This window comes from Rhizobium anhuiense bv. trifolii (assembly GCF_024346605.1).
In the GTDB taxonomy this organism is placed as follows: domain Bacteria; phylum Pseudomonadota; class Alphaproteobacteria; order Rhizobiales; family Rhizobiaceae; genus Rhizobium; species Rhizobium anhuiense.
The window spans coordinates 1147092-1160184 of sequence record NZ_CP098801.1; the positions used below are offsets into that span (position 1 = coordinate 1147092).

The following is a 13093-nucleotide window of genomic DNA, read 5'->3' on the forward strand; positions in this document are numbered from 1 at the left end:
CAAAAACTTCGTCTCGGCAGGTAAAACTGCAGACGGTTCAAACGGTTAGTTGAAAAACTCCGCCGTCAACTGCGGCTTTGCCGGCGACGTCTCCAAGTCAATTGGAACCCTTCGTTTCGTTTGCTTGACGGAGGGCTGGCCTTGGGCGCACTCTTGGGTCTTAATGGTGTTGCTCAACAAGCGTTGGCCACTGGGGAAGATAAGCTGAAGCAGAAAATATCATTGGAACGAGCAACGTGCTGGTTCGGATCGATAGCGTATGCTTGCTTCATCTTCGCCAAGGTCTTCGATCCGAAACAAACCTAGGAACGAGGAATACGCAGATGTTTGGAAAACTCAAGACTATCGCAATTGCACTTCACAAGGACGAGCGCGGCGACATGGCCCAGATCGTCCTGGCCGTCGCTTTGATCGTCATTCCGCTGATGCTGCTTTTGCTCGCATTCGGCAAACAGATCGGCGAATGGTTCAACGAAAAGAACACGGCTCTCTCCGACGCTGAGAGAATTCCCGAGCCGGGTCAATAAGCGGATCAGTGTCATGGACATGACCTACGATCTGACCCTGATGCCTGCAGCGGCGGCTCTTGCCGTCGCCTGCACCATGACCGCGGCGGTGCTCGACCATCGCCACGGTCATATCCCGAACGCCGTCACCTATCCCTGCCTGCTTGGCGGGTTCATGCTGGCAGCGCTCAGTGGCGGTCTGACCGGGATCGGCCTGGCCTTTGCCGGGCTCCTCGCAGCCGGCCTGATCTTTTTCATCGCCTTCGCAGCCGGAAGCTGCGGCGGCGGCGATGTCAAGCTGATGGCGGCGCTCGGCGCCATTCTCGGCCTGTGGCCCGCCATCGACGTGACCCTCGCATCGCTTATGATCGGCGGCGTGATCGCCGTTTTCTCGATGGCGCGGCGTGTTCAGTGGAGCGTGCTGGCCCGAACTGTCGGACTGTTTGCGCTGCTCCTGCCCGCCGGTTTCCGCGATGCCGCTTCGGTGCTGAAGCCGCGCGAAACCCATCATACCGTCCGCTTCGGCGTTGCCGCTGCGCTCGGACTTCTCTGGTGCCTTTTCATGCCCGATTTCACCCCTCTCTCACTCGTGAGGTAACGGCAATGCGCGCGGAACTCGAACGCCCCATCTTCGACGGTGCTTTCTGGAGTTCGATCCTGCACTCACGGACCTTCTGGATCCCTGAGGATCACGGCGCGCTCTTCGGCACCTTCGCGATCGCCATGATCTTGCTTGCCTCGATGCTGCTGCTGCCGCGGCTTTCCGCCCGCCGGCGCCGGATATCCGAGCTGCACGGCGATACATCAGGCAGCACGACAATGATGGATTTCGTGCTCGTCACGCCGGTCTTCGTCTTCTTCATGTTCGTGGTCTTCCAGTTCACCATCCTGGCTAAAAACCACCTCTTCACCCATTACGCCGCCTATGCGGCGGCGCGCAGCGCCCGCGTATATTTCTGCCCGGCCCTGCCGATCACCATCCGGAGCTTGATCGACGCCAAGACTTGTGACGACGATGCCGCCGCCGGCAAGGCCGATCTTGCCGCCCGCCTGGCGCTGATTCCGGCCGCTCCCTACGACCAGTTGAAATGCGTCGGTGCCTGCCAGCCGCCGGAAGACGCACTGAAAAGCCTTGCCGACGCCTCGGGCCTTTCGAAGAACTGGCGCGCGATGCGCAACCAGGCCCGTTATATGTTCGATCCGCAGAACGTCACCGTGACTGTCGACCGTGCGCCGATGGCGCTTTATGCCGCCATCAATCGCTCGCCGCACGTGCCGGTGACCGCCAAGGTGGAAGCGCGTTTCCTGCTGCTCGAATATGCCGGCTGGGTCTTTGCCCGCGGCCAAAGGAAGGACGGCCGCTACTACACGATTTCGACGGCGGAGGTGAACTTGCTATGACACCGACCTTCATCAAACGTCTGCACCGCGACGAACGCGGCTTCCTCTCGCCGATCATTCTCTACATGACGATCGCGCTCGCTTTGATGATCGTCTGGATCCTGAACACCGGACAGATGATCTACGACAAGCAGCGCACGCAGGATACGGCCGACGCCGCCGCCCTCGTCCACGCCGACTGGGAAGCGCGCTATCTCAACATCATGGCGATGAACAACGTCGCCTCGTCGCAGGCAACCGTCGTCATGGCGACCTCGGTCGCCTTCCAACTTACGACGGCGGAACTGGCCCTGCGCTCGGGTGTCATTCTGGCGAAACTCGCCGAATATTCCTTCACGGAAGGCTTTGGGCCGGCATCCCTGCTGCCGCCGCTTCCGCCGATGCCCTATTGCCCCGGCTGGCAAAAGGTGCCGATCGTCGGCGGCATAATCTACGGCGCTTGCTTGGCGTTCCAGGGATTCCGGGCGACGGAAGCCACCAAGGCGATTGCCTATACGGTGGCGGCGCAAGTCAAATACGATCCCTGGGGTCTTATCAACAAGTCCAGTGACATCATCGATGCGATGAACGATCTGAACGACTACCTCGTCGAAAGCTTTCCGCAGCGCGTCGGCAACGAAGCCCTGCACCTCGTGCGCCTCAACAAGTCGGATCACGTCGTCTTCCATCCCCCGTGCGAATCCTGCGGCCAGGCCGGAGAAGGTGCCGGCGGCAACCTGCCGGTGGACCGTGATGGCGTCAATCCCGCCGCGGCCTATACCGAAATGTGCCTTGCCATGTCCTATGGGACTCAGGGACAGGATCCGCTCCTCATGCGCGGCGAGTTCGCCAATCGTGGCTTCCCCAACGGCAAGGGTCCGCTGACGGCAGGCGGGGTCGACGGCAGCCATATTCGCGACTGGGTCAACCACGAGAGCGGCATCGACGATCAACTGGTGGAATTCTACATCTTTTATGAAGCCTTCGGCCCGGCTTACCTGAGCAAGGTTCCGTTCAAGGCGATTGTCGAGCAATATGCCGGCGACCTCGGCTTTTGGGAAGAATTGGCGCTCGATGTCAGTTTCTGGCTGGCAGACAAGGTCTTCGGCGTCGGCTTCGGCATCACCAACCCCTTCCAGCTGCCGATCGACGTGCCGCCGCGTTATTCGGATGCGCAGACAAAGGACGAGAACGACTTCACCCGCAAGTTCGACATGATCTGGAACCAGGTCTGCGGCCCGGCGGGCGGTGCGATCTCCGTGGCGGGCGCTAGTCTGCCCGTCGTCTCCTTCCCGAAGCCCTATTGGCTGAAGGGACGCATACCCTTCAACTTCACGCCCTTCGGGGGCGACCAGCTCACCGACTACCAGACGCTGGCGGTCGTTTCGCGCGCACCGCGCGCCCGGCTGCAGGTCCGCATCTTCAAGGACAAGACGCCATCCGCCTATGCCTTGGCGCAGAGCTGGGTCCACAATTACACGGCCTTCGACCTCTATACCCAGGACTGGCTCGCATCGCTGGCTCCCGCCACGCTTGCCGACGATATGGGCGAGGTCTCGAACACCATCAAGCAGAGCCCGGCCGCCGACAGTTTCACCGGCCTGACGCGCGTCTTCGATCAGGGAGGAGCCAATGCCTGGGCTGCCGTCAACACACACTGAGCCAATGGGCGGTCCTCCGGGCCGCGGGCTGCTGATGCGGCTGCACCGCGACAGTCGCGGGCTTGCCTCGATTGAATTCGTGCTCGCCGCGCCGGTCATCCTGCTGATCGTGATTTTCGTGATCCACGCGAACAGGATTTCCACCAAGAAGGTCGGGACCATGCTCGCCATGCGCAACTCCGCCTTCGCCGAGGCGAATGGGCTCACCTGCACCTCCGACTTCTCGAACGTCTTCCCGATCCCGGCCTTGCCGGCCCTGCCCGGCCGCGACGCCATGAACTGCTCGCGCACCCCGTCGCATGAAGGCGACGGCGAACCGCAACGCACCTTTGTCTGGGACGACGTGCAAAATACCCTGAAGAGCGACGGTCGCGACTTCGGCGATATGGTCGGCGACCTCGCCAATGAAAAGCCGCAGCTGGTCACCGCGACCGCCGACCGGGTCTACAAGTTCAGGGATTCCGACGATCTCGATACGATCAGGAGCATCCGCTGGAAGGATGCGTTCACGGTGGATGACTCGACGCTGTTTGCCTCGCACAACAACGATACCACGCGCCGCGGCTACGATCCGACGCTGCGCCGGGAAATCCGCGATGTGGCCGACGATTCCGGCGATCTCTTCGACGGCGTCTTTCCGGGAGCGAAATGAGATGGGACAGGGCTCGCGCATCTCCTTCCGTTTTGCCGGCCATCTCACGAGTTTGGCGCTGGTCATCAGCCTCGCCACCGTGGTGGCCACGCCGGGCCGTGCCGAGATCTACAAGGATTTCAGGGTGACGCTGAATTCGATGTTGGCCGGCATTCTCGGCGCGCCGGAACGTTCGCCGCGCGATCTCGCCATCAACGGCCAGCCGCTGGAATTCACGCCCTACCAGAGCGACCGCAGCATTTCCGATATCACCGACGAGTGGCTGCGGGTGCTGGCCGTCAATACAAGACCTGCCCTGCCGAAGAGCAATGACAGGCAAGAGCTGACCGCCGTCATCGCCGCCAACATGCTGATCGTCCCGAAGGTAAGCCGCATCCGCGATGACCTCGCCGTGGTGGTGCGCTTCTTCGACGGCGACGGCGAGGCCGCCCTCGATTATCTCAGGCGGCAGGATCCGGCCAATCCTTCGGCAAGAGCGCCGATCCCGGGCGTCTCGATCATGATCCGCCGTCCCGCCGATGCGCCGATGACCGAGGTGCTGATGAGCCGCTTCGAGGATGTCGCCTCGACGCTGCCGGCCTTTGCGGCGCCTGCCGATGTCAGCAAGCTGCCGATGTCGCTGCGTCCGCCGGCCGGCGTCGAGGTGCTGAGCGATATCGGCGATCGCGACAAGGGCCACACCTCGCGCACGGTCGTGTCGAAAGGCACCATTTCGGCCTCGCGCTGGTCGGATCAGCGCGCCGATCTTCTTGCCCGCGACGGCTTCACCATCGAGACGCCGCTGGCTGAGCGCGGCGGGGTCACCGCCCTTTACGGCCGGCGCGGCAGCGTCGAGGCCAATGTCTTGTACACGCGCAGCAAAACCGACGGCAGGACCGTCGAGGTCATTCAAATCCGGCAACCCTTCGTCGAAGGAATAACACCATGAACTGGAAGCTCATTGCGGCCGTCATCGTCGGGCTCATCACCGGCGTTCTGCTTTACTTCTGGACCGAGAGCGTCAAGAACGAGCAGGTGGCCTATGCCTTCATGCGGCTCCAGCCAGACCGGAAGGTGACGCGAGGCCAGGCGATCACGCCCGATATGCTCGCCGAACCGGTGATGCTGCCGGAAAGTTTCGGCGCGCTTGCCAAACTCGCGGTTCCCGCCGCCAGCGCCTACCAGGAATGGCTGAAGGACAGGACGGCTGCGAGCGACATTCCGGCCGGCTCCGTGCTGCTCTTCCAGTATTTCGACGATACCGATGGCGGACGCCTGACAACGATGATCGCGCCCGGCAAGCGGGCGCTGACCCTTCCCGTCAACGCTGCCGCGGCCGTCGGCCATTTCGTCGAGCCGGGCAGCTATGTCGATATCCTCGGTACAGTCGACGAACCGGTCGAGCCGGTGGCGCCTGCCGCCGCTACTCAGCCCGGAACACCTGGCCAGGTGCCTGCCGTTCCGGGCCAGCAGCCTGCCGCGACTGAGCAACCGCCGGCTCCGGCCCAGCCGCCGTCGCCGGTCGAGCAGATGCTGAAGAACTACCTCACCCAGTATCCGGGCGCCGACGAGAACGATGTCAACGCCTACCGGAAGCAGGCGCAGGATTATAAACTCGGCATCAGCTCACGCACCCGCGTCGTCACCCGCACCTTCCTGCAGAACGTCAAGGTTCTGGCCGTCGGTGCGGCGACGACCCCGGAGGGTGCGGTGACCAAGGCCAACAGCACTTACAACAATGTGACCGTCGAAGTGACGCCGTCGGAAGCCGAGATGCTGATCTTCGCCATGGGCCAGTCGAACGGCAGCCTCAATCTCGTGCTGCGCAATCCGACCGACAATACCGTCGAGGACCTGCCGAGCATCAACTGGACGCGCATGTGACCGTCGCGGGGGAATGAGCCATGCTGTTGAAAATTTCCTATGAGGACGGCAGCGGTCGGGAGGTGATCCCGCTCTCGGCGAATGAGACCTATTTTGTCGGCGAAAGCAGCACGCTGACGCTGCCGGCCGGTGCGGGCGTCGTGCGGTTGCGCGGCAGTCATGTCTCCTCGCCGCAATTCGTGCTGCGGAAATCGGGCCAGGGCTGGTCGGTGCAGCATCATGGGCGCAACCCGACGCGCGTCGACGACCAGCCGCTTCGGGCCGGCACGCCGGTCGCGGTCTCGGCCGGCATGTCGATCTGGGTGCCGAACGTCACGATCGAACTCGTCGAGCCGGTGGCAGCGCCTGAGGCGGTCACGCAGTTTCCGGACCAGGAACGGGTGCTGGCGCTGCAGATGGAGATACATGAGCGACTGCTAAAAGACACGCAGTATGACCGGCTGGTGAAATCTTCCGATTTCGGCCGCGAGGAGACGCGCGGCCGCATCCGCGAGCGTCTCGACATGTTCATCAAGGAGGCGCTCGACAGCGCGCCGCAGGATCTTGTCATCCTGGTCATCAAGAACGCCGTCTATCGATGGCTGGCAAAACGCATCGCCCGGACCGGCCGGCGCGACGCCTCGTCGAATGCCGCAAGCCTGGCGCGCGAGGAACAGGACAACCGCCGCCTGTTCGACGTCGGCAAGGCGCTGATCTCGGCGCTGCAGCTGAAGCTGAACTTCGAATCCACCCGCGCGGACTTCGCCCAGCTCGATACCCGTTTCAGCGCCGCCTTCCAGGCCCGGCAGGCGCTTTTCAATGCCGGCGACCGCTACGAGATCGCCCATATGCACCTGCGCTCCAATATCGAGGAGCTGATGTATCGCTGGGGGACGATCTCGGAGCTGATGGATCTCGACGTCATCTCGGAAATCATGGTGACGCGCTACGACGAGATCTATGTCGAAAAATTCGGCCTGCTGGAGCGCTACCCCTTCGCCTTTGCCAATGAGCGGCAGCTGATGAAGGTGATCGAGCGCATCGCCGTCGATTCCAACCGCTCGATCAACGAGAGCGAGGCGATGGCCGACTTCCGCATGCCGGACGGTTCGCGCGTCAACGCCGTCATTCCGCCGCTTGCGGTCAAGGGCGCCTGCCTGACCATCCGCAAATTCGGCGGCAAGTCGCGGCTCGACATTAGCAAGCTGGTCACGGCAGGTGCGCTCAGCGAGCCGATGCGCGCCTTCCTCGAGGCGGCCGTCCGCGCCCGCAAGAACATCGTCGTCTCGGGCGGCACCGGCTCCGGCAAGACGACGCTGTTGAACAGCCTGTCGCAGTTCATCCCGGTCGGCGAGCGCGTCGTGGCGGTCGAGGACACGTCGGAACTGCAGCTCGACGGCATCCATGTCGTTTACCTGCAATCGCGGCCGAAGACGGCGGAATCCGAGACCAGCGTCACCATCCGCGACCTGGTGCGCAACGCGCTGCGCATGCGGCCCGACCGCATCATCGTCGGCGAGTGCCGCGGTGCCGAGGCAATCGACATGCTGCAGGCGATGAACACCGGCCATGCTGGCTCGATGACGACGGCGCATGCCAATACGCCGCAGGACATGATGACCCGGCTGGAGGTGATGGTGCTGCAGGGCCAGAGCTCGCTGCCGGTCATGGCGATCCGCCAGCAGATCGTCGCCGCCGTCGAACTCGTCGTGCAGCTCAACCGTCTGGAGAGCGGCCGGCGCGCCGTCACCGAGATATCCGAGGTGATCGGCATCGATCCGGATACCGGTCTTGTCATCGTCGAGCCGATCTTCCATCTCGTCGGCCGCGCCGGCGGCCAGGCCGTGCATGCCTTCACCGGTTACCTGCCGAGCTTCGTCGCCGAGCTCGTCGAGTTCAACGACGACGGCGAAATCGAAAAATTGGACATGTTCGTTTGAGGGGGAAACCATGAATATCAGCATTCTGCAGATCTTTACGGTCGCCCTCGGCGCAGTGACGGCGGGACTGCTCGTCTGGGGCGCGCCGGTGCGCTGGCCGGCGCCGCTGTTGCGCGCCACCGAACGCGACATCGCGCTCGCCAGCGAGGCGGCCCAGGTCTTCGGGCGCGATGCCGTTCCGCCCTATACGATGATCCTCGCCTACGGCATCACGGCGATCCTCGTCTTCGTGGTGGTCTCGCTGATCTTCGGGCCGATCGCCGGCATCGTCATCGCCATCCCGGTCGCCTTCTTCTTGCCCAAGGCGATCATCCGCTATTTCCTGCAGCGCCGCTGGCTGCAGATCGAATCGCAGCTTCCCTATGCCGTCGACCAGATCGTCTCGGCAGTGCGCACCGGCAAGCCGCTTGCCATCGCCGTCAATGCGGTGGCCGATACCGGCCAGATGCCGGCCTCACGCGAGTTCGAGCGCATCGCCCGCGAACAGAAGCTCGGCATCGGCCTCGTCGAGGCGCTCGACCGCCACGGCCGCAACGTGCCGAGCCTGCACTTCAAGATGGTCGATGCGGCCCTCGGCCTCTTTGCCCGCCAGGGCGGCGACATTTCCGAGCCGCTGACGGAAATGTCGAAATCCTTCAAGGAGATCTGGAAGCTCGACCAGAAGATCACCACCTCGTCGTCGCAGGCGCGCATGAACTTCCGCGTCGTCAATGGCGGCGCGCTGTTCATGATCCTGATGATCTTTTTCGGCCAGCCCGAGCTGATCGACAAGGTGTTCGGCAACGCCATCGGCATCGTCATCGCGATCGTCGGCGCCATTCTCTATGCCACCGGCTTCTTCTGGATGCGCTCGATGATGAAGGTGTCGGTATGATGTCTCACATACCCCTCGCCCCGATCGCCGTCGTCTTTGCCGGCATCACCGCCGCCCTCTTCGTTTGGTGGATTGGCGATCTGCTCGGCAGCATCCAGGTGGTGCGCCGGTCCGCGGGCGGCGATGGTCCGCCGCCGAATATCGTCGACAGCATCGGCATGCGCACGCCAGTCGAATTCGTGCTGACCCATTTCGAGCCGCTGCTGGCCGATTACGGCGCCCAGCTCGAGCAGAAGCTGATCTATGGCGGCCGGCCCTTCGGCGGCGTGACGGGGCGGGAATATATCGCCCTTCTCGTGGTTCTCAGCCTCTTCGGCTTCGTCCTGCTCGGCGTGCTGTTCGGCATTGCCAGCGGCAGCGTGATCGGCGGGCTGGTGGCCGGGCTGATCCTCGGCCTGATCCCCGCCATCTATTTCTGGGTCGTCGCCGACGACAAGATGCAGGACCGCAAGGAGCGCATCTCACGCGAATTTCCCTATTTTCTCGATCTCGTCGTCATGACGCAGCAGGCGCAGGCGACGCTGCCGGAGAGCCTGAGGCTTTATGCCGAGGCCGCACCCGGCACCGTCATGAGCGAGGAGATCGAACAGACGCTGAAGGACGTCGCGCTCGGCACCGGCATGGTCGAGGCGCTGCAGCGGCTGGAGCGCCGCATGACCGCCGAGGAGGTCGTGCGGGTCATCCGTGCGGTGATTCAGGGCGAAGTTGAGGGCAGCAACCGCGTCGAGCTGCTGCGCGAACATGCGCGCGACCTGCGCTTCCGCCGCTGGGAAAAGGCCGACAGGGCCAGTGAAAAGCTGAAGGCCAAGATCGTCATGCCGGCGATGATGATCGTCGTGTCGATCCTTCTTCTGGTGCTGGCGCCGGCAATCGTCGAGATGATGTCGAGTGGGATGTTCTGATCATGGCCTTTTCCTTCTTTCGCGGAAACAAACCAAGCCTGCTGCAGACCGGGCCCGGCGGCCAGAGCCGCAGCCATGTGCTCGACCGGCCGGAAATGTCGATCGGTCGAGCTTCCAACGCCGATATCGTCGTCGACGATCCGTTCCTGGCGCCGATCCATGCGCGCATCGAGCGCCAGAGCGACGGCGGCTTCATCATTCGCCGCATGGGGCTGAACCCGATCATGCTGCGCGGCGAAGCGCTGCTGCAGACGGCCTCGCTGAAAGCTGGCGACAGCTTCCGTCTCGGCAAGGACGTCGAATTCCAGTTCGTCGTCAAAGCCGCCGCCAAGGAGGCGCCGAAGAAGGAGGCCTCCAAGGCCGGTGACGACAAGCCGAAGAAATCGCTGCTCAAGCAGCCGGCCTTCCTCGCCGGCATGGGGGTCGCCTATCTCGCCATCGTCGGCATCATCGGCTACGTCATCCTATCCGACAGCGGCAGCGCGGACGGCGGCCCGACGGCGGAACGCATCAACGCGGAAGCCGCCCGCATCCCCACATGCATCAAGAATGCCCGGCGCATGCGCCAGGTTTCCGAGCAAAGCTTCAACGGCGCCGTCGGCGGCCGCGTCGGCAGGGATGGCGACGCAACCTATGCCGCCCTTTCCCTGAGCGCCGAACCATCCGACGATGCGGCGCTGGCAAAGGCCGCCGAACCGATCGTCGAGGCCTACAAGCGCACGGCGCTCGCAGCCCTTGCCTCGGAAACCCGCGGCAACAATACGCTGGCGCAGAGCCTCTACCAGCAGACCTACGATCTCGTGCCCGACGTCAACTGCTCGGCTGCACGTTTCGCGCTGCAGCGCCGCGCCGCCACGAAGCCGGTCGCCCGCCGCTGACAGCGGTCCCGCAGCGCTGTTTGCTGACGTTCAAGCCGGGGGACGATATCAAGGACTTGCCGGAATGCGGGCGATGACCTTGATCTCGAAATCGAAACCGGCGAGCCAGTTCACCCCGAGCGCCGTCCAATTCGGATAGGGTGGCTTGCTGAAGATCTCCTGCTTGACCGCCATGATCGTTCCGAACTGGTTCTCCGGGTCGGTGTGGAAGGTGGTGACGTCAACGATGTCATCCAGCGTGCAGCCGGCGGCGCTCAGCGTCGCCTTCAGGTTTTCAAAGGCCAGCCGCACCTGACGTTCGAAATCGGGTTCGGCTGTTCCATCCGAACGGCTGCCGACCTGCCCTGATACAAACAGCAGATCACCGGATCGGATGGCGGCGGAATAGCCGTGCTCCTCGTAAAGAGCGTGCCTTTCGGCAGGAAAGATTGCTTCGCGTTGGGTCATTCTGATCTCTCTTGATGTTGGCAAAGACCGGTGAGCGCGGGGAATGCTTCACAAGCGTGCTCGATTTGATATACGGTACGTATGTGAAATAACTGGCATACGCATCGTATGTCAAGTTAATATACGCTTCGTATGTGAATTGAGGGGTCGAATGGCGAAAACACGCAATGAAACGATGCAGGAAAACCGCGCCAAGCTGATCGCGGCGGCGCGAAAGGCTTTCGCCGAAAAGGGCTACGCCGCAGCGTCGATGGACGAGCTGACGGCTGACGCCGGCCTGACACGCGGCGCGCTTTACCACAACTTCGGAGACAAGCGCGGGCTGCTGGCGGCGGTCGTCGATCAGATCGACACGGAGATGGCGGCGCGCGCTCAACAGATCGGGTCTCGGGCGGGTGACGACTGGCAGGGCCTACTCGCCGAGGGCGCGGCCTATATCGAGATGGCGCTCAATCCGGAAGTCCAGCGCATCGTTCTGCTCGACGGACCAGCGGTGCTGGGTGATCCCTCGCAATGGCCCAGCCAGAACAATTGTCTACAGGTGACCAAGAGCACGGTGGAGCGCCTGACCGCACAAGGCATCCTCAAGCCGCTCGACGCCGAGGCGGCTGCCCGATTGCTGAGCGGCGCGGCTCTCAATGCCGCCCTCTGGATCGCCGCCAGCGACGACCCGCAGAGCGTGCTGCCGAAGGCGGTCGAGGCCTTTCATGCCTTGGCGGCAGGTCTGCTTTTGGAGCGTTCGTGATCGTCGTGAGAGGTTCTCTCGCCAAACAGAAAGCCCATGGCGTAGCGGACGCAACTTATCGAGCGCGACGAGTCCGTGTGGCCATCGTTTTGTCAACGAGACGAGCGGTCAGATAAGCGAAACACAGGACCACGCTGAGAAACACTGAGAATGCGAGAGGGCCATTCAATCCCATCGACGCCGCAACCGGCTTGAAAACGCCGATCGCCCCGCGGTGCAAGATGTAGACAGGATAGGAAATATAGCCAATCCACGTCGCCAACGCCTCGGCTTTTGCGGGCATCTCCAGAAAGAGGCCGAGCATCACGATGAGCGGGGCCAAGGCCATCGCGAACATCAAGTCGTAGTAAGGCCGCAACACGACAGGAACCGGCGCCGCAATGCAAATCATCAGAAGAAGGCATGGCACAATGGCGACCCAACCCTTCCTCCAGGCGGGCATGCCGCCGAAGAGGCGGCTTATCACCACCCCTGCCGTAAACGAAAACATCACCCTTGGCAGTCCACCGACCGCTGAGGGCCACTCCCAGCCGATATTCAACATGCCGTATTTAAGACCGACAAAACCCAAAAACGCAGCCGAGACCAATGCAACGCCGCAGAGCGCGCGGACGGAGAGCCGAAAAAGCCACAGGGCGAAGACGATATTCACCAACAGCTCCCAGAACATCGACCATGCCGGACCGTTGATCGGAAACATTCCTTGCATCGGATTCGCTTGAAGGAAATACATCGGGCTCGGCAGAAAGAACGTGTTCGCAGTCGTCGACACCAGCAGGTCGAGGACGCTTTGATTTCTCAGCCCCCAGTTTGTTAGCAGAATGATCTGGACGAGGCCGACCACAATTCCGATGAAATAGAGCGGATAAAGGCGCTTGATGCGGGCCGCCATAAACGACTGGAACAGCAGACCGCGCGAGAGCCGTTTTCCATAAATATCCGCGATAATAAATCCGCTGAGAACGAAGAAAAAATCGACTGCCAGATAGGCCGAAGGCGCATAGCTCTCCCGGAAATGTGTAGCGACAACACAGATAGCGGCAAATCCGCGCATGGCATCGAGCGTGTAGTAACGGCTGCGCTCGGCAATCGAGACTCCTACGTCGTCCATCGCCGATGGCGAATAACCGCGGTCGAGGCTAGTCATCTTATGGATTATCCTATTGCGCATTGCGTCTGAGGGGCGTTCGGATGCGGTGGATGAGAACGTCACCAAAGCGACGTTCTGATAATTTCAGATGACGGCTTGAGCACCAGATCCCTCAA

The 13093-nt window shown here is 62.4% G+C and carries 14 protein-coding genes; 12 read left to right on the forward strand and 2 right to left on the reverse strand.

What is annotated here, in order from left to right:
- The first annotated feature begins 323 nt into the window (after nucleotides 1-323).
- The 11 genes from NE851_RS05510 to NE851_RS05560 are packed head-to-tail and all read left to right on the forward strand — an operon-like array spanning nucleotide 324 to nucleotide 10635.
- A complete protein-coding gene (locus NE851_RS05510) occupies nucleotides 324-527 on the forward strand; it encodes a hypothetical protein (protein WP_047611854.1) in 204 nt (67 codons plus the stop codon).
- 13 nt (nucleotides 528-540) lie between these two features.
- Complete coding sequence (locus tag NE851_RS05515) at nucleotides 541-1104, forward strand: A24 family peptidase (protein WP_047611856.1); 564 nt, start codon at nucleotides 541-543, stop codon at nucleotides 1102-1104.
- A gap of 5 nt (nucleotides 1105-1109) precedes the next feature.
- A complete protein-coding gene (locus NE851_RS05520) occupies nucleotides 1110-1907 on the forward strand; it encodes a TadE/TadG family type IV pilus assembly protein (protein WP_063475689.1) in 798 nt (265 codons plus the stop codon).
- Nucleotides 1904-3547 (forward strand): TadE/TadG family type IV pilus assembly protein, encoded by a 1644-nt coding sequence (locus NE851_RS05525; RefSeq protein ID WP_097622405.1) that lies wholly within the window; start codon nucleotides 1904-1906, stop codon nucleotides 3545-3547. Before NE851_RS05520 ends, NE851_RS05525 begins: the two co-directional genes overlap by 4 nt.
- Nucleotides 3519-4199: a TadE/TadG family type IV pilus assembly protein gene (locus NE851_RS05530; protein ID WP_063475691.1), complete on the forward strand. Its 681-nt coding sequence runs from the start codon at nucleotides 3519-3521 to the stop codon at nucleotides 4197-4199. The genes NE851_RS05525 and NE851_RS05530 overlap by 29 nt, the downstream gene beginning before the upstream one ends.
- Nucleotide 4200: 1 nt before the next feature.
- Nucleotides 4201-5127 carry a hypothetical protein gene (locus tag NE851_RS05535; RefSeq protein ID WP_097622406.1) on the forward strand — a complete coding sequence of 309 codons (927 nt, stop codon included), beginning with the start codon at nucleotides 4201-4203 and terminating at the stop codon, nucleotides 5125-5127.
- Nucleotides 5124-6062: a Flp pilus assembly protein CpaB gene (gene cpaB / locus NE851_RS05540; protein WP_029868318.1), complete on the forward strand. Its 939-nt coding sequence runs from the start codon at nucleotides 5124-5126 to the stop codon at nucleotides 6060-6062. Before NE851_RS05535 ends, cpaB begins: the two co-directional genes overlap by 4 nt.
- A gap of 20 nt (nucleotides 6063-6082) precedes the next feature.
- Entirely contained in the window at nucleotides 6083-7981 is a 1899-nt protein-coding gene (locus NE851_RS05545) for a TadA family conjugal transfer-associated ATPase (RefSeq protein WP_029868317.1), read from the forward strand.
- Between the two features lie 10 nt (nucleotides 7982-7991).
- Nucleotides 7992-8855, forward strand: a complete 864-nt coding sequence (locus NE851_RS05550) for a type II secretion system F family protein (protein ID WP_029868316.1) — start codon at nucleotides 7992-7994, stop codon at nucleotides 8853-8855.
- Nucleotides 8852-9757: a type II secretion system F family protein gene (locus NE851_RS05555; RefSeq protein WP_063475695.1), complete on the forward strand. Its 906-nt coding sequence runs from the start codon at nucleotides 8852-8854 to the stop codon at nucleotides 9755-9757. Before NE851_RS05550 ends, NE851_RS05555 begins: the two co-directional genes overlap by 4 nt.
- 2 nt (nucleotides 9758-9759) lie before the next feature.
- A complete protein-coding gene (locus NE851_RS05560; RefSeq protein WP_029868313.1) occupies nucleotides 9760-10635 on the forward strand; it encodes an FHA domain-containing protein in 876 nt (291 codons plus the stop codon).
- Between the two features lie 48 nt (nucleotides 10636-10683).
- Here the strand turns inward: NE851_RS05560 and NE851_RS05565 are convergent, their stop codons facing one another.
- Nucleotides 10684-11082, reverse strand: coding sequence for a RidA family protein (locus tag NE851_RS05565; RefSeq protein ID WP_029868312.1), 399 nt, complete (start codon nucleotides 11080-11082; stop codon nucleotides 10684-10686).
- A gap of 151 nt (nucleotides 11083-11233) precedes the next feature.
- On the opposite strand from NE851_RS05565, the gene NE851_RS05570 reads away from it, so the two are divergent.
- Nucleotides 11234-11827: a TetR/AcrR family transcriptional regulator gene (locus NE851_RS05570; RefSeq protein WP_029868311.1), complete on the forward strand. Its 594-nt coding sequence runs from the start codon at nucleotides 11234-11236 to the stop codon at nucleotides 11825-11827.
- Nucleotides 11828-11882: 55 nt separating this feature from the next.
- Here NE851_RS05570 and NE851_RS05575 read toward each other — a convergent pair whose 3' ends face one another.
- Nucleotides 11883-12974 carry an acyltransferase family protein gene (locus NE851_RS05575; RefSeq protein ID WP_029868310.1) on the reverse strand — a complete coding sequence of 364 codons (1092 nt, stop codon included), beginning with the start codon at nucleotides 12972-12974 and terminating at the stop codon, nucleotides 11883-11885.
- Nucleotides 12975-13093 lie beyond the last annotated feature (119 nt).